This is a genomic window from Geobacillus sp. 46C-IIa (genome assembly GCF_014679505.1).
In the GTDB taxonomy this organism is placed as follows: domain Bacteria; phylum Bacillota; class Bacilli; order Bacillales; family Anoxybacillaceae; genus Geobacillus.
Genome location: NZ_CP061474.1, coordinates 1,137,949 through 1,158,524 on the forward strand (window position 1 = coordinate 1,137,949; position 20,576 = coordinate 1,158,524).

22 protein-coding genes are annotated in these 20,576 nt (G+C 56.1%); all 22 read left to right on the forward strand.

Annotation, left to right across the window (positions count from 1 at the left end):
- Positions 1-12 precede the first annotated feature (12 nt).
- Positions 13-975: a heptaprenyl diphosphate synthase component II gene (hepT, locus tag IC803_RS05835; protein ID WP_081209054.1), complete on the forward strand. Its 963-nt coding sequence runs from the start codon at positions 13-15 to the stop codon at positions 973-975.
- 98 nt (positions 976-1,073) lie between these two features.
- Positions 1,074-1,523, forward strand: coding sequence for a nucleoside-diphosphate kinase (ndk, locus tag IC803_RS05840; RefSeq protein WP_063165463.1), 450 nt, complete (start codon positions 1,074-1,076; stop codon positions 1,521-1,523).
- A gap of 78 nt (positions 1,524-1,601) precedes the next feature.
- Positions 1,602-2,372: a CheR family methyltransferase gene (locus IC803_RS05845; RefSeq protein ID WP_081209052.1), complete on the forward strand. Its 771-nt coding sequence runs from the start codon at positions 1,602-1,604 to the stop codon at positions 2,370-2,372.
- A 99-nt stretch (positions 2,373-2,471) separates the two neighbouring features.
- Positions 2,472-3,638: a chorismate synthase gene (gene aroC, locus IC803_RS05850; RefSeq protein WP_081209050.1), complete on the forward strand. Its 1,167-nt coding sequence runs from the start codon at positions 2,472-2,474 to the stop codon at positions 3,636-3,638.
- 2 nt (positions 3,639-3,640) lie between these two features.
- Positions 3,641-4,741, forward strand: a complete 1,101-nt coding sequence (aroB, locus tag IC803_RS05855; RefSeq protein WP_081209048.1) for a 3-dehydroquinate synthase — start codon at positions 3,641-3,643, stop codon at positions 4,739-4,741.
- A complete protein-coding gene (aroH, locus tag IC803_RS05860) occupies positions 4,738-5,118 on the forward strand; it encodes a chorismate mutase (protein WP_081209046.1) in 381 nt (126 codons plus the stop codon). Before aroB ends, aroH begins: the two co-directional genes overlap by 4 nt.
- A gap of 240 nt (positions 5,119-5,358) precedes the next feature.
- Complete coding sequence (trpE, locus tag IC803_RS05865) at positions 5,359-6,885, forward strand: anthranilate synthase component I (protein ID WP_081209044.1); 1,527 nt, start codon at positions 5,359-5,361, stop codon at positions 6,883-6,885.
- Positions 6,879-7,898 (forward strand): anthranilate phosphoribosyltransferase, encoded by a 1,020-nt coding sequence (gene trpD, locus IC803_RS05870; protein ID WP_081209042.1) that lies wholly within the window; start codon positions 6,879-6,881, stop codon positions 7,896-7,898. The genes trpE and trpD overlap by 7 nt, the downstream gene beginning before the upstream one ends.
- Positions 7,891-8,667, forward strand: a complete 777-nt coding sequence (gene trpC, locus IC803_RS05875) for an indole-3-glycerol phosphate synthase TrpC (RefSeq protein ID WP_081209040.1) — start codon at positions 7,891-7,893, stop codon at positions 8,665-8,667. Before trpD ends, trpC begins: the two co-directional genes overlap by 8 nt.
- A complete protein-coding gene (locus tag IC803_RS05880; protein WP_081209038.1) occupies positions 8,654-9,295 on the forward strand; it encodes a phosphoribosylanthranilate isomerase in 642 nt (213 codons plus the stop codon). The genes trpC and IC803_RS05880 overlap by 14 nt, the downstream gene beginning before the upstream one ends.
- A 112-nt stretch (positions 9,296-9,407) precedes the next feature.
- The gene (gene trpB / locus IC803_RS05885) at positions 9,408-10,625 is read left to right on the forward strand and encodes a tryptophan synthase subunit beta (RefSeq protein WP_369826941.1); all 1,218 of its coding nucleotides are present in this window, start codon (positions 9,408-9,410) and stop codon (positions 10,623-10,625) included.
- Positions 10,600-11,415: a tryptophan synthase subunit alpha gene (trpA, locus tag IC803_RS05890; protein ID WP_190304271.1), complete on the forward strand. Its 816-nt coding sequence runs from the start codon at positions 10,600-10,602 to the stop codon at positions 11,413-11,415. The genes trpB and trpA overlap by 26 nt, the downstream gene beginning before the upstream one ends.
- 31 nt (positions 11,416-11,446) lie before the next feature.
- Positions 11,447-12,544, forward strand: a complete 1,098-nt coding sequence (gene hisC, locus IC803_RS05895; RefSeq protein ID WP_081209034.1) for a histidinol-phosphate transaminase — start codon at positions 11,447-11,449, stop codon at positions 12,542-12,544.
- An 88-nt stretch (positions 12,545-12,632) separates the two neighbouring features.
- Entirely contained in the window at positions 12,633-13,736 is a 1,104-nt protein-coding gene (locus IC803_RS05900) for a prephenate dehydrogenase (protein ID WP_081209032.1), read from the forward strand.
- Between the two features lie 27 nt (positions 13,737-13,763).
- Positions 13,764-15,047 carry a 3-phosphoshikimate 1-carboxyvinyltransferase gene (gene aroA, locus IC803_RS05905; RefSeq protein ID WP_081209030.1) on the forward strand — a complete coding sequence of 428 codons (1,284 nt, stop codon included), beginning with the start codon at positions 13,764-13,766 and terminating at the stop codon, positions 15,045-15,047.
- Positions 15,048-15,334: 287 nt separating this feature from the next.
- Complete coding sequence (locus tag IC803_RS05910) at positions 15,335-16,591, forward strand: tetratricopeptide repeat protein (RefSeq protein ID WP_081209028.1); 1,257 nt, start codon at positions 15,335-15,337, stop codon at positions 16,589-16,591.
- Positions 16,592-16,647: 56 nt separating this feature from the next.
- Complete coding sequence (locus IC803_RS05915) at positions 16,648-17,181, forward strand: ReoY family proteolytic degradation factor (RefSeq protein ID WP_063167316.1); 534 nt, start codon at positions 16,648-16,650, stop codon at positions 17,179-17,181.
- Positions 17,182-17,266: 85 nt separating this feature from the next.
- Entirely contained in the window at positions 17,267-17,722 is a 456-nt protein-coding gene (locus IC803_RS05920) for a YpiF family protein (protein WP_081209026.1), read from the forward strand.
- A gap of 145 nt (positions 17,723-17,867) precedes the next feature.
- On the forward strand, positions 17,868-18,377 hold the full coding sequence (gene qcrA / locus IC803_RS05925; RefSeq protein ID WP_081209024.1) for a menaquinol-cytochrome c reductase iron-sulfur subunit: 510 nt from the start codon (positions 17,868-17,870) through the stop codon (positions 18,375-18,377).
- Between the two features lie 3 nt (positions 18,378-18,380).
- Positions 18,381-19,055: a menaquinol-cytochrome c reductase cytochrome b subunit gene (qcrB, locus tag IC803_RS05930; RefSeq protein WP_020960305.1), complete on the forward strand. Its 675-nt coding sequence runs from the start codon at positions 18,381-18,383 to the stop codon at positions 19,053-19,055.
- Between the two features lie 50 nt (positions 19,056-19,105).
- Entirely contained in the window at positions 19,106-19,870 is a 765-nt protein-coding gene (locus IC803_RS05935) for a menaquinol-cytochrome c reductase cytochrome b/c subunit (protein WP_081209022.1), read from the forward strand.
- 78 nt (positions 19,871-19,948) lie between these two features.
- Entirely contained in the window at positions 19,949-20,548 is a 600-nt protein-coding gene (locus IC803_RS05940) for a lipoprotein heptaprenylglyceryl N-acetyltransferase LhaT (protein ID WP_081209020.1), read from the forward strand.
- Positions 20,549-20,576 lie beyond the last annotated feature (28 nt).

The window sequence follows — 20,576 nt, forward strand, 5'->3', positions numbered from 1 at the left end:
AAGGTGAACATCATGAAGTTAAAGGCGATGTATTCGTTTTTAAGCGATGATTTGGCGGCGGTCGAACAGGAGCTCGAGCGGACGGTCCGGTCGGAATATGGGCCGCTTGGGGAAGCGGCGCTGCATTTATTGCAAGCGGGCGGAAAGCGGATCCGTCCCGTTTTTGTCTTGCTCGCCGCCCGTTTCGGCCATTATGATCTCGAGCGGATCAAACATGTTGCTGTGGCGCTCGAACTCATTCATATGGCGTCGCTCGTCCACGACGATGTGATCGACGATGCCGACTTGCGCCGCGGCCGGCCAACGATCAAAGCGAAATGGAGCAACCGGCTTGCCATGTATACGGGCGATTATTTGTTTGCCCGTTCGCTCGAACGGATGGCGAAACTTGACGACCCGCGCGCCCATCAAGTGCTTGCAAAAACGATTGTCGAAGTGTGCCGCGGAGAAATTGAGCAAATTAAAGACAAATACCGATTTGACCAGCCGCTCCGCACATATTTGCGGCGCATCCGCCGGAAAACGGCGCTGTTGATCGCTGCCAGCTGCCAGCTTGGCGCTCTCGCCGCCGGCGCTCCGGAATCGGTGGCCAAACGGCTGTATTGGTTTGGCCATTATGTCGGCATGTCGTTTCAAATTACGGATGACATCCTCGATTTTACGGGCACGGAAGAGCAGCTTGGCAAGCCGGCGGGAAGCGACTTGCAGCAAGGAAACATCACCCTCCCGGTGCTGTACGCGCTTCGTGACGAACGAATGAAAGCGGCGATCGCCGCGGTCGGCCCAGAAACAAACGCCGATGAGATGGCGTCCGTCATTTCCGCCATTAAACGAACGGATGCCATCGGCCAGTCATACGCGTTAAGCGACCGCTACCTCGAAAAAGCGCTCCGTCTGCTCGGCGAATTGCCCGCCAATCAAGCGCGCGCTTTGCTGCATGATCTCGCCCTCTACATCGGGAAAAGGGATTATTAACGCTTTCAAGGACATTGTTGCCAATGGCGCCAAACAATGATACTATGATGGAGGGGAACCCGTTTCCTAGTACATACGACAGTAGGGGTGGAGAGTCAATGACAGAACGGACATTTTTAATGGTAAAGCCAGACGGGGTTCAGCGCAATTTGATCGGCGAAATTGTCTCCCGCTTTGAAAAAAAAGGTTTCCAGCTTGTCGGCGCGAAGCTGATGCAAGTATCGCGCGAGCTGGCTGAACAGCACTACGCCGAACATAAAGAGCGTCCGTTTTTCGGCGAGCTTGTTGATTTCATTACGTCCGGACCGGTGTTTGCGATGGTGTGGGAAGGTGAAAACGTGATCGCCGCCGCCCGGCAAATGATGGGGAAAACGAATCCGCAAGACGCCGCACCGGGCACGATTCGCGGCGATTTCGGCTTGACGGTCGGCAAAAACGTCATTCACGGTTCCGATTCGCCGCAAAGCGCGGAACGCGAAATCAACTTGTTCTTCAAAGAAGAAGAGCTCGTTGCTTATACGAAACTGATGAACGAATGGCTATATTAATGTTCAGGCAAAGACCGGCCACAACGTGGTCGGTCTTTGCCGTTTTATGAAGGTGAGACAAGGAGAGGGATCGGGGCAATGGATGATTACGCGCAATTTATCGCGAAAGTGAAGCGAAAAACCGGTATTGATCTTTCGCTGTACAAAGAGGCGCAAATGAAGCGGCGGCTGGCGTCTTTGTACATGAAAAAAGGGCTGAACAGCTTTGTCGAGCTGTTTGCGGCAATGGAAAAAGACCCGGCGTTATGGAATGAATGCTTAGACCGGATGACGATCAACGTGTCCGAGTTTTACCGGAACGCGAAGCGGTGGGACGTGCTTGAGCGCACCATTTTGCCGCGGCTGCTGGCGGAAAATCCGCGTCTAAAAGTATGGAGCGCCGCCTGTTCCACGGGCGAGGAGCCGTATACGCTCGCGCTGGTGCTTCTAAAACATATGCCGCTTCACCGTGTGTCGGTGCTAGCGACCGACATTGACGAAAACGCGCTCGCCCGCGCGCGTCTCGGGCTGTACAGCGAACGGTCGCTTGCCGAGCTGCCGGAAGAAATGAAAAAAAGGTTTTTTACGAAAGACGGCGAGTATTATAAAATAGACGAAAAGGTGAAACAGGCGGTCACGTTTCAAAAACATAATTTGCTCGCCGACCCGTTTCCAGGGCCGTTTGATTTGATCGTCTGCCGCAATGTGCTCATTTATTTCACTGAAGAGGCGAAACGGGCTTTGTACCGGAAATTCCATGATGCGCTCCGGCCGGGCGGTGTGCTGTTTGTCGGCAGCACCGAGCAAATTTTCAATCCCGGCTTATACGGATTTGAAATGGAGGAAACATTTTTTTACCGAAAAAGATAGCCGGTGCCGGCTTCTTTTTTTCCGGAAACTATTTTCATTTTTCAAATTTATGATATATTTTTACATAAACGCGTTAAAGAACTGAAGGGAGAGACACGTATGCGTTATTTGACAGCAGGGGAGTCGCACGGGCCGCAACTGACGGCGATTTTGGAAGGGGTGCCGGCCGGGCTTGAGCTGCGTGCCGAGCACATTAATAAAGAGCTGGCGCGCCGACAAAAAGGGTATGGGCGCGGCCGGCGCATGCAAATTGAAAAAGACGAGGTGAAAATCACAGGCGGCGTCCGCCATGGCAAAACGCTCGGCTCACCGATCGCGCTTGTTGTGGAAAATCGCGATTTTCAACATTGGCAAACGATTATGGCTGTTGAGCCGATTGATGATGAGAGCGAAGTCAAGCGGAAAGTAACGCGTCCGCGCCCGGGTCATGCTGATTTAAACGGCGCCTTGAAGTATGGGCATCGCGATATGCGCAACGTGCTCGAGCGCTCATCCGCAAGGGAAACGACTGTTCGTGTAGCTGCCGGGGCGGTGGCGAAACGCCTCCTGGAAGAGGTCGGCATCCGCGTCGCCGGGCACGTGCTGGAAATCGGCGGTGTGCGCGCAAACAAGCTTGATTACCGGTCGCTTGAGGAGCTGCAGAAAGTGACGGAAGAATCGCCGGTGCGCTGTTTTGATCCGGAGGCGGGGCAAAAGATGATGGAAGCGATCGATTTGGCGAAGAAAAACGGCGATTCGATCGGCGGCATCGTCGAAGTGATCGTCGAAGGCGTCCCGGCTGGAGTTGGCAGTTATGTTCATTATGACCGGAAGCTCGATGCGAAAATCGCCGCCGCCATCGTCAGCATTAACGCTTTTAAAGGCGTCGAGTTCGGCATCGGGTTTGAGGCGGCGCGCCGCCCGGGAAGCGAAGTGCATGACGAAATCATTTGGAGCCCGGAACAAGGGTTTGCGCGCCGGACGAACCGAGCCGGCGGCTTTGAAGGCGGGATGACGACCGGGATGCCGATCGTCGTGCGCGGGGTGATGAAGCCGATTCCGACGTTGTACAAGCCGCTTCAAAGTGTCGATATCGACACGAAAGAGCCGTTTACGGCGAGCATTGAGCGGTCGGACAGCTGCGCTGTGCCGGCGGCGAGCGTCGTCGCCGAGGCGGTCGTCGCCTGGGAAGTGGCGGCGGCGATCGTCGAGCAGTTCGGCCAAGACCGGATCGATCTGATCAAAGAAAACATTGAGCGCGCCCGCCGCTATGCAAGGGAGTTTTAACGATGATCGAACGGACGATCGAAACGGCGACGAAACGATACCCGCTCCTGCTGGGCGATGGGGCGGCGCGCGCATTGCCGCGCCTGCTCCGGGCGCTTGCCTGTCCGCCGGGGACAAAGCTGTTTATCATTACTGACGATGCGGTGGCTCCCCTTTATTTGGATGAGGTGCGCGCCATGCTTGCCGCCGCTGAGTATGACGTCTACGCTTATATCATCCCGAGCGGGGAGGCGGCCAAGTCGTTTGACAACTATTACGCCTGCCAAACGGCGGCGCTTCAGTGCGGCTTAGACCGCCGCTCGGTCATTATCGCGCTTGGCGGCGGCGTCGTCGGCGATTTAGCCGGATTCGTCGCGGCCACTTATATGCGCGGCATCCGCTACATTCAAATGCCGACGACGCTTTTGGCTCATGACAGCGCCGTCGGCGGCAAAGTGGCAATCAATCATCCGCTTGGCAAAAATATGATCGGCGCCTTCCACCAGCCGGAAGCGGTTGTGTATGATACGGCCTTTTTGCGCACATTGCCTGAGCGCGAGCTTCGCTCAGGGTTCGCTGAGGTGATCAAGCATGCGCTCATCCGCGACCGCCGCTTTTACGAATGGCTGCGCGCGGAAGTGAAGACGCTCGCCGATTTGCGCGGCGAAACGCTCGCCTATTGTATTGAAAAGGGCATCGATATTAAGGCGTCCGTCGTACGTGAAGATGAAAAAGAAACCGGGGTGCGCGCCCATTTAAATTTCGGCCATACGCTCGGCCATGCGCTCGAAAGCGAACTCGGCTACGGCACGCTTACGCACGGCGAGGCGGTCGCGCTCGGCATGCTGTTTGCCGTGCTTGTCAGCGAACGGCTTTATGGCCGCTCGTTTGCCGAGCACCGTTTCGCCGAATGGTTTGCCGGATACGGTTTTCCGGTGTCGCTGCCGGCAGCGCTGGAGGCCGGCCGATTGCTCGAGAAAATGAAAGGCGACAAAAAAGCGTACGCCGGAACGGTGCGCATGGTGCTCTTGCACGAGATCGGCGACGTCGAAGTCGTGGAATTAGAAGATGACAAGCTGCTCGCCTGGCTAGACGAGTTCGCCGGACAGGGGGGAGGACGATGATTCGCGGCATTCGCGGAGCGATTACCGTTGAACGAAATGAGGCCGAAGAAATCGTGGCCGCAACCGAAACGCTGCTTCGGGAAATGATCCAAGCGAACGGGGTTGTCGCCGACGACGTTTCGTTTGTGCTCATTTCCGTCACCGACGACATCACGGCCGCGTTTCCGGCGCAGGCGCTGCGCCGGATTGACGGCTGGACGTACGTGCCGGTCATGTGCACAAGGGAAATTCCGGTGCCCGGCTCATTGCCGCGCTGCATCCGCGTCATGATGACGGTGGCGACGGAGAAAAAGCAAGAGGAAATTTGCCATGTGTACTTAAAGGATGCAGCCGTGCTGCGCCCGGATTTGTCATTGACAAAAAAAACAGAAATGTAATATAGTTAAAATAACTTCTTTGCCCGCCGAATGGCGGGCTGTCAAAAGAAGCGGAGCGAGAGTTGAGAACGAGTGTAGGGTAGATGAGAATGAGCGAGTTTAGCTGAGGTGAGCGTTTGTTTTCTATTCGCTGACATCTGCCCAAAGACGGTCGTCTTTGGGCGTTTTCTTTCCCCCTTTTTTCTTTTCGCCTCATAAACCCTCATTCTCCGCCCGCCGATCATGAAGGGAGGAGAAGGGATGTCCACTGAGAGGCTGGCCGCTTTTTTGGCGGATGCCAACAAGTTTCGCACCATTCCGATCGTGCGCAAATTTTTAGCCGATGTCATTGAACCGCTTGGAGTATTTAGCAATTTGCGCGATGAAGCGGTGTTTCTGCTCGAAAGCAAAGACGATGAATCGCCGTGGGCGCGCTATTCGTTTATCGGCGTCGCGCCGTTTTTAACGCTCGAAAGCGAAACAGGAGAGATGTTTTCCGTGAAAGATGAAAACGGAAACGAACAGGCTGCGGTGCCAACGTTGAAAGAGGCGTTTCAATGGGCCGAGCGGGCGCTCGCTGTCCGGCCGTTGGCCGAAGCGGTGCCGTTTACAGGCGGTGCGGTTGGATTTTTAGGGTACGATTTCATTTCCGCCATCGAAAACGTGCCGCGCCACGAAAATCGCGACCTAGCCATGAAAGCCGGCTATTTCGTATTTTGTGAATCGCTGTTCGCCTTTGACCATCAAAAGCGCGAACTGCTGCTCATTCACTACATCCGTTTAGACGGCAGCGAGACAGAAGATGAGAAAATCGGGAAGTATCGTGCTGCCGAGCAGCGCATCGCCGTGTTGGCAGCGAAAGCGGCGCACGTCCGCACCGAGCAGCCGCTGCTGCCGGCAGAGGGCGAAACGGGGCGCACCGTTTCGTTTGCCGACACTACATCCAATTATGAAAAAGAACAGTTTTTGCGCGACGTGGAAACGGTCAAACAGTATATCGCGGCCGGCGATGTGTTTCAAGCTGTCTTGTCGCAGCGCTTTTGCGTGCCGGTCCGCGCGGGCGGTTTTGCCGTTTATCGGCTGCTCCGCCACATTAATCCGTCGCCGTACATGTTTTATTTTCGGTTGGATGATATGGAAATTGTCGGGAGCTCGCCGGAAAAGCTGATCCAGGTGCGCCATCGGCGCGTTGAAATCGATCCGATCGCCGGAACGAGGCGGCGTGGGCGCTCGCCGGAAGAGGATGCGAGGCTCGCCGATGAGCTGTACAACGACCCGAAGGAGCGGGCTGAGCATTATATGCTCGTTGATTTGGCGCGCAACGATATCGGCCGGGTGGCAAAATACGGAACGGTTAAGACGCCGGTCTTGATGGAAATCGGCAAGTTTTCCCACGTGATGCACCTCATTTCGAAAGTCGTCGGCGAGCTGAATGACGATGTCCATCCGATCGATGCGCTGCTGGCCGCCTTCCCGGCTGGGACGGTGAGCGGTGCGCCGAAAGTGCGGGCGATGCAAATTTTGCAAGAGCTCGAGCCGACAGCACGCGGATTGTACGCCGGAGCGATCGCCTACATCGGCTTTGACGGCAATATCGACTCATGCATCGCCATCCGAACGGCGGTCATCAAAGACGGTTACGCATATGTACAGGCCGGCGCCGGCATCGTCGCCGACTCCGTCCCGGAACTTGAGTGGAAAGAAACGCGCAATAAAGCAAGCGCCTTAATGAACGCCATTGAACAAGCGGAACGACTATTTGCCAAAGGGGAGAGGATCGTATGTTAAAGCGGCTGCTTTCCAAATGTGCGGAAGGAAAAACGTTAGGAGAAGAAGAAGCATATGAAGCGATGGCTGCCGTCATGGACGGGGCGGCGACAGACAGCCAAATCGCGAGTTTGTTGTCAATGTTGCGTCTGCGCGGGGAGACAGTCGATGAATTGACCGGGTTTGTGCGGGCGATGCGCGACCGGATGACGGCGATTGATGCCGGTGACGATGTGATCGACACGTGCGGCACAGGCGGGGACGGGGCGGCGACATTTAACGTTTCAACAGCGGCGGCGATCGTCATTTCGTCGCTTGGCGTCAAAGTGGCCAAACACGGCAACCGCGCTGTTTCATCAAAAAGCGGCAGCGCAGACGTGCTCGAGCGGCTTGGCATCGATATTCAATCATCGCCGGACGCCGCCAAGCAGGCATTGGAAACGAAAGGGCTAACGTTTTTGTTCGCCCCTTTATATCACGCGGCCATGAAACATGCCGCCGGGCCGCGGAAGGAAATTGGCTTCCGCACCGTTTTTAACTTGATCGGCCCGCTCGCCAACCCGGCGCGCTGCAAGCGGCAAGTCATCGGCGTCTATTCGACCCGCTACGCCGAGAAACTGGCGGAGACGATGCGCCGCCTCGGTTCGGAGCATGTGCTGTTCGTCACCGGCCGCGACGGGCTCGATGAATGCAGCATCGCCGCGGAAACCGATGTTGTTGAGCTGAAAGATGGAGCGATTCGCCGCTTTGTCATCACCCCGGAACAAGTCGGCTTGCCGCGCGGCGAGCTCGCTGACGTGCAAGTGCGCAATCCGGAAGAAAGCGCGGCATTGCTTGAAGCGGTCATGATCGCGTCGGCGCCGGAGAGCGCCATCAACATCGTCGCGCTGAACGCCGGCGTCGCCTTGTACGCCGCCGGCAAGACGGAAACGATCGCCGATGGGGTGGCGATGGCGAAAGACGCCATTTTGTCCAACGTTGCTTACAGACAGCTGCAGCGCCTGCGTGTAAAGGAAGTGGTCCACGATGCTTGAGCAAATTTTAGCGACAAAACGTGAGGAACTCGACGCGTTGACGTTGCCGGAACCGCTGCCGGAGCCGAAGCGCCGTCCGTTCGCCGCGGCGCTCCGCCGGCCGCGGCGGGCGCTCGGGTTAATCGCTGAAGTGAAAAAAGCGTCTCCGTCTAAAGGCGTCATCCGCCCGGATTTTGATCCGGTCGCCATCGCCAAAGCATATGAGCGCGCGGGGGCGGATGCGATCAGCGTGCTGACGGATGAGCGCTATTTCCGAGGGCACCGCCGCTATTTGCAGGCGGTGAAAGAAGCGGTTGACATCCCGGTGCTGCGCAAAGATTTCATCATCGACCGCCGGCAAGTGGAAGAAAGCGCCCGGCTCGGGGCGGATGCGATTTTACTGATCGGCGAAGCGCTGCCTCCGAAAACGCTCGAGACGCTCTATCACGAAGCGTACAGCATCGGGCTCGAATGTTTAGTGGAAGTGCATGCGAAAGAAACGCTGGAGCGGATTTTGGACCGGTTTACGCCCGAAGTGGTCGGCATTAACAACCGCGATTTGCGTACGTTTGTGACGACGCTTGAGGCGACCAAAACGCTCGCGTCCCTCATTCCGCCGTCGTGCGTCATCGTCAGCGAAAGCGGGATCGGCTCCTACCGCGCTGTGCAGACGGTCCGTTCATACGGGGCGCAGGCGATGCTTGTCGGTGAGTCGCTCATGCGCCAAGCCGATGTCGAATGGGCGGTCTACCGGCTGTTTGGAGAGGGTGACGGCGATGGTCCGGCTTAAATATTGCGGCAACCGCTCGGCGGGCGATGTGCAAGCTGCGCTCGCGAGCGGGGCGGATTATCTCGGCTTTATTTTCGCTGAAAGCAGGCGGAACGTTTCGCCTGAGGAGGTGAAACGATGGTTGGCGCCGGCGTCACTCGGCGATAAGCAGCTCGTTGGCGTCTTTGTCAACGCCTCTGTTGATCGGATCACTGCTATTGCCTTGCAGCTGCCGCTTCATGTCATCCAATGCCACGGCCGCGAGACGCCGGCCGAGCTGGCCGCTGTGAAAGAAGCGGCACGGCGCGCCGTTTGGAAGGCGATCCATCACGGCGATGGGGCGCTTGAGGCGATGAAGCAATACGCCGGGGTGGCTGACGGCTACGTTGTCGACAGCCGCGTCGCCGGCGCGTGGGGTGGAACAGGGGTCTCCTTTGACTGGGAGGCGGTGCCGCACTATTTGGAAGAGGCCGCACGCCAAGGCGTGCCGTGCTTCATCGCCGGCGGCATCACCCCGGACAATGTCGAACGGCTGCTTGCCTATCGTCCCGACGGCATCGACATAAGCAGCGGCATTGAAACAGACGGGCGCAAAGATCCGGCCAAGATGAAGCAGATAGAAGAAAAAGTAAAACAATATTTCAAATAGAAAAGGACGCGCAAAGATCGTCCGAGCCGATCCGTCATTGGAATGGGCGCGGGCGGACGCCTTTTTACACGAAATCCGTCATTTAATCTTTGGGAAAAAGAAGGTGGCTTTGATGATCGAACATATTCCGAATGAACACGGGCGATTTGGCGATTTCGGCGGCAAGTTTGTCCCAGAGACGCTCATGCTTCCGCTTGAGGAAATTGAAGTGGAGCTCGACAAAGCGCTTGCCGATGAGTCGTTCAAGCAAGAATATATCCGTATTTTGCAGCACTACTCCGGGCGGCCGACCCCGCTGACGTTCGCCCCCAATTTGACACGGCAGCTCGGCGGCGCGAAAATGTATTTAAAGCGTGAAGATTTAAACCATACCGGCGCCCATAAAATCAACAACGCCATCGGCCAGGCGCTCTTGGCGAAACGGATGGGCAAGAAAAAGCTGATCGCCGAAACCGGCGCCGGGCAGCACGGGGTTGCGGCGGCGACGGTGGCCGCTCACTTCGGGATGGAATGCATCGTTTTTATGGGCGAGGAAGACATGAAACGGCAAGAACTGAACGTGTTTCGCATGAAGCTGTTAGGCGCCGAAGTCGTGCCGGTGTCAAGCGGAAACCGGACGTTAAAAGACGCGACGAACGAGGCGATTCGTTATTGGGTCGCCCATTGCGACGACCACTTTTACATGATCGGCTCGGTCGTCGGCCCGCATCCGTACCCGAAAATGGTGCGCGAGTTTCAGCGCGTGATCGGCGATGAGGCGAAAGAACAGTTTCTCGCCCGCGAAGGGAAGCTGCCGGATGTCATTGTCGCCTGCGTCGGCGGCGGCAGCAACGCCATCGGCATGTTTTACCCGTTTTTGCAAGACGACGTTCGTCTCGTCGGCGTAGAAGCAGCCGGCAAAGGAATCGATACTCCGCACCATGCGGCGACGATTACGAAAGGGACGAAAGGGGTCATCCACGGGGCGATGACATACTTGCTGCAAGATGAATACGGGCAAATTATTGAACCGTATTCGATTTCCGCCGGCCTCGATTACCCCGGCGTCGGTCCGGAACACGCGTATTTGGCGAGCATCGGACGCGTCCGTTATGAGAGTGTGACCGATGAGGAAGCGGTCGCTGCGTTTCAGCTGCTATCGCAGACCGAAGGCATCATTCCGGCCATCGAATCGGCCCATGCGGTGGCGAAAGCCGTCGAGCTGGCCCGCCGGATGGAGCCGGATGAGACGGTGCTCATTTGCCTGTCCGGCCGCGGCGATAAAGATGTGCAAGCGATGATGCGCTATCTCGGTGCGAAGGAAGGTGAAGACGTTGCGTCTGCCCGCTAATCAACCGCTGTTTATTCCGTTTATCGTCGCCGGCGACCCGTCTGTCGACTTGACCGTCGACCTCGCTTTGGCGCTGCAAGACGCCGGCGCTGATGTGTTGGAGCTTGGCGTGCCGTACTCTGACCCGCTCGCCGACGGGCCGACGATCCAGCGCGCCGCCGCCCGGGCGCTCGCCGGACAAATGGCGCTGCCAAAGGCCGTTCAGCTTGTCGCCGAGATGCGAAAAAAAGGAGTAAAAATTCCGATTATCATCTTTACGTATTATAATCCTGTGTTACAATTAGGAGAAGAATCCTTTTTTGCTTTAGCGCGAGAAAATGGCGCTGACGGCGTGCTCATTCCCGATTTGCCGTTTGAGGAGAGCGGCCCGCTCCGCAAGCTCGGTGAGCGGTTTGGCCTTCCGCTCATTTCGCTCGTCGCCCCGACGTCAAAGCAGCGAATAGAGCGAATCGCTTCGGCGGCGCAAGGGTTTTTGTACTGCGTCTCCTCGCTTGGCGTCACCGGCGTGCGCGAGACATTGCCGGAGTCGCTTGGCGGCTTCTTGGGCGAAGTAAAACGGCACAGCCGCGTTCCGGTCGCTGTCGGGTTCGGCATTTCGACTCCGGAACAAGTGGCGATGCTCAAAGGCGTCTGCGATGGCGTCGTCGTTGGCAGCGCGCTCGTGCAAAAAGTGGAACAGCTGCTTGAGCGCCTGCAGACCCCGAAGGAAAAGGAAGCGGCCATCGCCGAGTTTGCCGCGTATGCCCGCTCGCTCGCCGCGCCGCTTCGGGAGCCGTGTTCTTCGCGCTAAAAGTTCCGATCTAAAGGAGTTGGCAATATCCATGCAAGTGAAGGAACAACTTCGGGGGCTTCCCCCGTACCAGCCGGGAAAATCGATCGAGGAAGTGAAGCGGGAATACGGTCTTTCCGATCTTATTAAACTAGCTTCCAATGAAAACCCATACGGTTCGTCACCGGCGGCGAAATCCGCCATCGCCGCCGAGCTTGACCGCCTTGCCGTCTATCCGGATGGCTATGCCCGCGCGTTGCGTGAAAAAGCAGCTGCCCATCTTGGCGTTAAGGAAACGCAGCTGTTGTTTGGCAACGGCTCGGATGAAGTCGTGCAAATGTTTTGCCGCGCCTTTTTAGAGCCGGGCACGAACACGGTGATGGCGACGCCAACGTTTCCGCAATACCGCCATAACGCGGTCATTGAGCGGGCCGAAGTGCGCGAAGTGCCGCTTGTTGACGGGCGCCATGATTTAGAAGCGATGCTTAACGCCATCGACGGGAATACGCGCATTGTTTGGATTTGCAATCCGAACAACCCGACCGGCACGTATGTGAATGAAACGGAGTTGCGCGCCTTTTTGGATCGCGTGCCGCTGCACGTGCTTGTCGTCTTGGATGAAGCGTATTACGAATACGCAACGGCGGCCGATTATCCGCAAACGGTGCCGCTGTTACAAGAATACGAACAACTTGTCATTATGCGCACGTTCTCGAAAGCGTACGGGCTTGCTGCGCTCCGCGTTGGCTACGGCATTGCCAGCGAGGCCATCATTCGCGCCGTCGAACCAGCGCGCGAGCCATTTAACACGTCGACCGTCGCTCAAGCGGCCGCTGCGGCCGCGCTTGATGACCAAGCGTTCATCCGCACCTGCGTCGAACAAAACCGCGCCGAGCTTGAACGATATTACCGCTTCTGCGAAGAACACGGCCTGAAGTACTATCCGTCGCAGGCGAACTTTTTGTTCATCGACTTCGGCATAGACGGCAATGAAGTGTTTCAGTATTTGCTCGAGCGGGGCATTATCGTCCGCTCCGGCAAGGCGCTCGGCTTGCCGACCGGCGTGCGCGTCACCATCGGCACGAAAGAGCAGAATGACCGGGTGTTTGAAACGGTTTTGCACATGCTTCGCGAAAAACAGCTCGCCTGACCGGTTTGGCGACGAACCGGTCAGGAAGGACGGCCCGTTGCTTGCAGCAAGCAGCGGGCGCATTTTTACATAAAGAAGGTGGGTTGGGTTGGAAGGAAACGTGTTTATTGTCGGCCTCGGCTTGATCGGCGGGTCGATTGCTCTAGCTGTTAAAAAGGCGCATCCAAAGGCAGTGATCATCGGCTATGACGTCAACGACCATCAGCTCGGTTTGGCTCGCTCGCTGAAAGTGATCGACGAAGCCGTCCATTCCGTAGAAGACGGGTTTGGGCAAGCGGATTTGATTGTTCTCGCCGCTCCGGTCATGCAGACGGAAGCGCTGCTTTCATCCATGCCGCTTGAGCGGCTGAAGCGCGGCGTCATCGTCACGGATGTCGGCAGCACGAAGCAGCGCATCGTTCAAGGCGCGCGCCGCCTGTTGGATCACGGCGTGGCGTTTATCGGCGGCCATCCGATGGCCGGGTCGCACAAAAGCGGTGTGGCCGCGGCGCGGGCGCATTTGTTTGAAAATGCCTTTTACGTTTTGACGCCAACAGACGGCGTGCCGCCGCAGCAGGTCGAGAAGTTGAAACAATGGCTTTCCGGAACAAAAGCGCAGTTTGTCGTCTTAACGCCGGAAGAACATGACCGCATCACTGGGGTGATCAGCCATTTTCCGCACTTGATCGCTGCAAGCCTCGTCCATCAGGCGCGCGAGTATGAAAACGAAAACGCCCTCGTCAGCCGGCTGGCGGCCGGCGGTTTCCGCGATATTACCCGCATTGCGTCGAGCAATCCGGAAATGTGGCGCGACATTTTTATCCATAATAAGCGCGAGCTGCTCGCCCTTTTTGAGCGTTGGATCGCCGAAATGGAGCGGCTCCGCTCGTTTGTCGAGGAAGAAAACAGCATCGCGATTTACCATTATTTTCTTGAAGCGAAACAGTTTCGCGACGGGCTGCCGGTGCGGACAAAGGGGGCGATTCCATCGTTTTACGATTTGTATGTCGACGTGCCCGACTATCCGGGCGTCATTTCCGAGGTCACCGGCTATTTAGCCCAGGAAAATATCAGCATTACAAACATCCGCATTATCGAGACGCGCGAGGAAATTTACGGGGTGCTCCGCCTCAGCTTCCAAAGCGAAGATGACCGGGCGCGGGCGAAAGCGTGCCTCGCCAAACATACGAACTATGCGACATATGAAGGGTAGCAACGAAAAACAGTGGAGGGATGTTGCATGCAGCTGCCAACGAACGTATCATCGCTTCGGGGAACGATGGAAGTGCCCGGCGACAAATCGATTTCCCATCGCGCTGTCATGCTCGGGGCGCTCGCTTCCGGACGGACGGTGATCGATCATTTTTTGCCTGGCGCAGATTGTTTAAGCACGATCGACTGCTTCCGCAAGCTCGGTGTCGACATTCGCCAAGACGGGACGAATGTCATCGTCGAAGGGGCGGGGCCCGGCGGGCTTCGCGAGCCGGCCGCCGTGCTTGATGTCGGCAATTCCGGCACGACGGCGCGCCTTTTGCTCGGCATTTTGGCCGGTCAGCCGTTTCACGCTTGCCTTGTTGGCGACGAGTCGATTGCCAAACGGCCGATGGCGCGGGTGACGAAGCCGCTTCGCGAGATGGGAGCGCATATTGACGGGCGTGAGGGCGGCAATTATACGCCGCTTGCGGTCCGCGGCGGCGCGCTCCGCCCGCTCCGCTACAACTCGCCGGTGGCGAGCGCCCAAGTGAAGTCGGCCATTTTGCTCGCCGGTTTGTTTGCCGATGGCTTAACGTCCGTCACTGAGCCGCACCGTTCGCGCGACCATACAGAACGAATGATCCGGCTGTTTGGCGGTGAGGTGAACGTCGACGGCCCAACCGTCTCGGTGGCCGGCCCGCAGCGCTTGGGTGGGACGCACATTTACGTTCCCGGCGATATTTCATCGGCCGCCTTTTTCCTCGTCGCCGGCGCCATTGTGCCGAACAGCGAAATTACGCTGAAAAACGTTGGCTTAAATCCGACGAGAACCGGGATTATCGATGTGCTCGAACGAATGGGAGCCGACATTACGGTTGACCATGTCCGCAATGAGGAAACGGAGCCGATCGGCGATATCACGATTCGCACATCGGCGCTTCAAGCGGTCGAAATTGGCGGCGATCTCATTCCAAGGTTGATCGATGAAATTCCGATCATCGCCTTGCTGGCGACGCAGGCCGAAGGGACGACCGTCATTAAAGATGCCAGTGAGTTGAAAGTAAAAGAAACGAACCGAATCGATACGGTCGTCACGGAGCTGAAAAAATTTGGCGCCGATATTGAAGCGACCGATGACGGCATGGTCATTCGCGGCAAAACGGCGCTTTACGCCGACGGGATTGTCGTCGACAGCCATGGGGATCACCGGATCGGCATGATGCTCGCCATCGCCGCCTGCTGCGCGAAAGGAATGGTCCGCCTTGAGCGTCCGGAAGCGGTCGCGGTCTCCTATCCGGGCTTTTTTGCCGATCTTCGTTCTTTGCTGTAGCTGAAAAACGCCCCCGCCCCAAGCGGGCGGGTGGTCATATTTCGCTTTGTTCATTCATATGTTGTCAATAAGAGGAATGGCTTCTCCATCCTTTTTTGAAAGCGGATACATCTGTTGTGGGAAGGCACGCTGTCGGGCGGCGAGCGGTTCGGTTGCTGAAACGGCCATTGTCGATTATGATTAATCATGTTCCCGCTGCAGCAGTACATAACTATTCAGACAGTGAGGGGGCGGATGCCCCCGCCCTAACTAGGAACGATCTGTCGCTATAAGAGAGGTTCACGGAAATGACACGTGTTGAACAAATCATTCGTCTAGTAGAAAACGGAAATGTTGACAAAGCGTTGGCGCTCGTGCCGAAAGTGAAAAAATATGGAAGCGACGAAGAGAAATATGCGCTTGCGGACTGTTTGTACGCATGGGGGATGCCGGAGGAGGCAAAAGGGCTGCTTGAGGAGCTTGCCGCCCGCTATCCGGACGATGGCGACATCCGCTTGTTTTTAGCCGAAGTGTATACGGAACTTGAGGCTGAAGACGAAGCGCTTGCCCTTTTAGCCGAGATCGGGGAGGATGATCCACAGTTTGTCCGGGCGTGCCTGCTCGCCGCCGATTTATACGAAATGCAAGGGCTGACGGAAGTGAGCGAGCGAAAGCTGCGTCAGGCGTATAAAAAGGCGCCGGATGAGCCGATCGTCCAATTCGCCTTGGCGGAATTGTATTTTTCGCTCGGCGAATATGCAAAAAGCGTGCCGTTTTATGAACAAGTGCAAAAGAATGCGCGCGAGCTGGCTGGCGTCCTCGTTGTGGAGCGGCTGGCCGAGGCGCTCAGCCGCTCCGGGGAGTTTGAGGCGGCACTTCCATATTATGAGGAAGCGCTCAACGAAAAAACGGACAGCCGGACATTGTTCGCCTACGGATTCACGGCCTTGCAGGCCGGCTACACGCAAACGGCCATCGACAAGCTCAGCACTTTAAAAGAACTCGATCCGGATTACGCCTCCCTTTACGTATATTTGGCGAAAGCCTATGAGCAGGAAGGACAGCTCCGAAAAAGCTACGAAACGGTGCTCGAAGGGATGAAAATCGATGAGTGGAATAAAGAGCTCCGCCTTTATGCCGGCAAATTGGCATTAAAGCTGAACAAACCGGCCGAAGCGGAAGAGCAGCTGAAAAAGGCGCTCGAGATCGATGGCGGTTATATTGAGGCGCTCACGGTTTTATCAGCGCTTTGGCTTCACGAGCAGCGCTATGAGGATGTGGTGGCGCTTTTGGAGCAGGCGATGGCTGACGGTGAATACGACCCGCAGTTTGAATGGGATTTAGGGCGCGCCAAACATCGGCTTGAGATGTATGGCGATGCATTAAATCATTACGCTGAGGCATATAATTTCTTTAAGAATAACGTCGATTTTCTCGAAGAGTACGGATATTTTCTCATCGAGGAAGGAAATCGGGCGGCAGCAAGAGAAATATTTCAACAAATCGTCGGTCTGGATCCGAGCCATACGGAGGCGGCCGAGATGCTGCTTGAGCTCGAGGAGTAGGGGAGACGCGGTGGCCGAACCTCTTTCTTGGAAACCGATCGAGGGGGAAGCGCATGATGACGCACGTATCCGTCAATGAAAAAAAAGAGTTCATCCGTTGGTTTTTAAGCCATTATCAGTTGAAACGGCGCGAATGTGTGTGGATTTTAAACTATTTGATGAGCCATGACCAGCTGATGCAGAAGGTGCATTTTGTCGAGAACGCTCAATATTGCCCGCGCGGCATCGTCATGTCGACCCACTGCGTGGATGATGTGCCGTTTCGTTTTTACAAAGGGAATGTGATGACGACCGATGCGGAGAAATCGTTCCATGATATCCGCTTGAACCGCGACGAAGATATTTACATTCAGCTCAATTTCCGCGCTTCTTTTCACTCGCCGCAATATGTTGCTGTGCTTGAGGAAAACCCGTACGCACCGAAGCAGGCGCAAGTGAGCGAAAACGACCAGCGCCTTGCCGAGCAATTTTTGGAGCGGTCCATTTACGAGTTCCGGCGCGGGCGGCTGATGAAGCTGATCGACGAGGCGCTCGACCGCCACGATGAAGAGGCGTTTCGCCGGCTGACCGATGAATTAAACAAATTGTAACACCTTGCCGCAGGCAAGGTTTTTCTTTTGCCGAAAAATATGGTATGGTGATAAGGAACGAACTTTATGGCAAAGGGGAGTAACGATGAAATGGACAAGCGGGGACGTCGCCACCTACGAAAAAGAGCGCGACTACATTGATACGGCACTCATTCCGCTTTTGCCGGTGGCCATCGGCCAAGGCGCGAGGCGGCTCGCTTCTGGAGGAGAGCTCGTCGGGCTCGTCGCCGCTGAGGTCGAGCGGCAGCTGAGGGGGCGCGTGTTTTTGTTGCCGCCATTTGTTTATTTTGCGGATGAAGGGCGGGACCAGCTGCTAGAAAGGCTGACGAATTGGACAAACCGCCTCAGGCAGGAAGGGATGGACCATGTGTTTTATGTGACGTGCGATCGCGCGTGGCAAGAGGAGACGGAGGCCAGCCGCATTTGGCTCGTTCCGGCCGTTCCGCTCGAGAGCATGGACGAGCCGTACAAGCATGAACTCGTTCGCGAGCAGGCTGCTGAGCTTCTCCGCTTTTTCGTCAGCCGCTGGACGAAAGGATAGGCAAAGCAAAGTCTCGCGTTTTGCCGTTTTGTGATATTGACCTTGTCCAGCAATTGAGCTATCATTAGAATGTCCTAGTTTTCCATATGTGTTATACATACAACTGTCCGGTGTGGACTTGACTTTGCATAGAGGGGGGAAGACGATGAGCGACAGCAAACATCGCGTAACGAGACGTCAATTTTTAAACTACACGCTGACTGGCGTCGGCGGCTTTATGGCAGCAGGGATGCTCATGCCGATGCTCCGTTTTGCCTTTGACCCGATCTTGAGAGAGACGGCGGGCACAGAGATGGTCGCGGTGGCTGACGTCAAAGAAATCACGACCGAGCCGAAGCGCTTCGACTTTAAAGTGAAGGTGAAAGACGCTTGGTACGAGTCGGAAGAGCCGAGATCAGCCTGGGTGTACAAGGATGAAAAAGGGGACATTATCGCCCTGTCGCCGGTTTGCAAACACCTTGGCTGTACGGTCGACTGGAATACGGACAAAAACAATCCGAATCATTTCTTCTGTCCGTGCCACTACGGGCTTTATACGAAAGACGGCACGAACGTTCCGGGGACGCCGCCGTTAGCTCCACTTGACCGCTACGAATTTGAAGTGAAAGACGGAAAGCTGTACTTAGGCAAGGCGAAACCAAGAGGGGAGGCGTAATGCGTGTTAAACAAGCTGTATGACTGGGTCGATGAACGCTTAGATATTACGCCTTTATGGCGGGATATCGCCGATCACGAAGTTCCGGAGCACGTCAACCCGGCCCACCATTTTTCCGCCTTTGTCTATTGTTTCGGCGGGCTGACGTTTTTTGTCACGGTCATTCAAATCTTGTCGGGCATGTTTTTAACGATGTACTACGTCCCGGACATTAAAAACGCGTGGGAATCGGTGTATTACTTGCAAAACGAAGTGGCGTTCGGCCAAATCGTGCGCGGCATGCACCACTGGGGGGCAAGCTTGGTCATCGTCATGATGTTTTTACATACGCTGCGCGTCTTTTTCCAAGGGGCGTATAAAAAGCCGCGCGAGATGAACTGGATCGTCGGCGTGTTGATCTTCATGGTCATGATGGGGCTTGGCTTTACCGGCTATTTATTGCCTTGGGATATGAAAGCGCTGTTTGCGACAAAAGTCGGTCTGCAAATCGCTGAAGCGACGCCGCTCATCGGACCGGCGATCAAAACGCTGTTGGCCGGGGATCCGGAAATTGTCGGCGCTCAAACGCTGGCGCGTTTCTTTGCGATTCACGTCTTCTTCTTGCCGGCGGCTTTGCTCGGTTTAATGGCAGCGCACTTTTTAATGATTCGCAGACAAGGCATTTCCGGTCCGCTATGATCGGTCGGCTGGACGTTCTGAGGCGATAGAAAAAAGGAGGGAATCACGCAATGCATCGCGGAAAAGGAATGAAATTTGTCGGCGATTCCCGTATTCCCGCGGTAAGAAAACCGAATATTCCGAAGGACTATTCAGAGTACCCCGGGAAAACGGAAGTGTTTTGGCCGAACTTCCTCTTGAAGGAATGGCTTGTCGGTTCGGTCTTTCTCGTCGGTTTTTTATGCTTGACGGTCGCCCACCCGTCGCCGCTTGAGCGGATCGCCGACCCGACGGACACGACGTATATACCGCTGCCTGACTGGTATTTCTTGTTCTTATACCAATTGCTCAAATATTCGTATGCATCCGGTCCGTATACGGTCATCGGTGCGATCGTCATGCCGGGGCTGGCGTTTGCTGCTTTGCTGCTGGCGCCGTTTTTGGATCGCGGTCCGGAGCGCCGTCCGTGGAAGCGCCCAGTGGCAACAGGGATGATGCTCCTTACTCTCGCTGCGATCGTTTATTTGACATGGGAGTCGGTCGTCACGCATGACTGGAAAAAGGCGGCTGAACAAGGGAAAATTCGTGCGGAAGTGGAAATTGACACGAACGCCGAAGGGTACAAAATCGCCCAAGCGAATACGTGCACGTCGTGCCACGGGCAAAACTTGTCCGGCGGCGCCGGCCCATCGCTCATTGGCACCGGCTTGACGGCAGAAGAGATCGCGAAGATCGCCAAAGAAGGGCAAGGAAGCATGCCGGCTGGCATTTTTAAAGGCACGGATGAAGAGTTGAAAAAAATGGCGGAATTCATCGCCGGCTTAAAAGCGGAATAATTGGTTCGGCACGGAAAAGCTGACTCGCGTTAGTCAGCTTTTTTCGTGCTCACATTGAATCGAGACGAGGTGCAAACGATGGCATGGCTTTATGCGATATTCGCCTCTCGGCCGGTTATTTGGCTGCTCTTGCTTGTCAATGCTGCCGGCACCGTTTACGGCTATTATTGGTACCGCTATCAGCTTGCGGAAACGCCGCCCTTGTTTTTGCCGTTTGTGCCTGACAGCCCGACGGCGAGCCTTTTTTTTCTCATCGTCCTCGGCGCCTGGCTGCTCGGGCGGTCGGCGCCGCTGTTTGAAGCGCTTGCCTTTGTGACGCTTGTCAAATACGGAATTTGGGCGGTCGTCATGAACGTGCTCGTTTGGCGCGCCACCGGAACGCTCGATTGGGCAGGATGGCTGCTCGTCGTTTCACACGGGGCGATGGCGGTCGAAGGCGTGCTGTACGCTCCCCTTTATCGGTTTCGCTCTGTTCATCTCGCCTTGGCGGCGGTTTGGACGCTGCATAACGATGTCATCGACTACGTGTTTGGCATGATGCCGCGCTATCATATGTTGGCTGATTATGCTGACCAAATCGGCTATTTTACGTTTTGGCTGAGCATCGCCTCCATTGCTGTGGCGTATTGGCTTGGCGTCCGCATGCGGCGGCAGCCGTTTTCGCCCCCTCCCGCATAGCGGCAGAATAGGCGCTAAGGGAGAAAAA